This window comes from Escherichia sp. 94.0001, from assembly GCF_013369155.2.
GTDB lineage: Bacteria > Pseudomonadota > Gammaproteobacteria > Enterobacterales > Enterobacteriaceae > Escherichia > Escherichia coli_F.
In genome coordinates, this window is sequence record NZ_JABWMS020000320.1 from 1 (window position 1) to 254 (window position 254).

At 52.4% G+C, this 254-nt stretch carries 1 protein-coding gene; it reads right to left on the reverse strand.

Annotation, left to right across the window (positions count from 1 at the left end; genetic code table 11):
- The coding region (locus HEN33_RS25935) for a prophage tail fiber N-terminal domain-containing protein (RefSeq protein ID WP_183083575.1) at positions 1-250 on the reverse strand (250 nt) is incomplete at its 3' end.
- Between the last annotated feature and the right edge of the window lie 4 nt (positions 251-254).

Genomic DNA, 254 nt, shown 5'->3' on the forward strand with positions numbered 1-254 from the left:
CGGGTTGAGAATCTTCATACACGGTGATGGTCCCGGCATGTGACGGCGGGAATCCCTCCACCAACAGAATAACGCTGTACTGACCGTACTCAACGTCCATGCTGTAACGCCCGGCTTCATCTGGATTTTCTGAGGCCAGCGTGTTCACCACCACCGTGGTGCTGTTACGTCTGGCTTTCAGCTGGATTGTGCAGTTCTGTACCGGTTTTCCTGTGCCGTCTTTCAGTACACCTGAAATCTTTACTGCCATATTC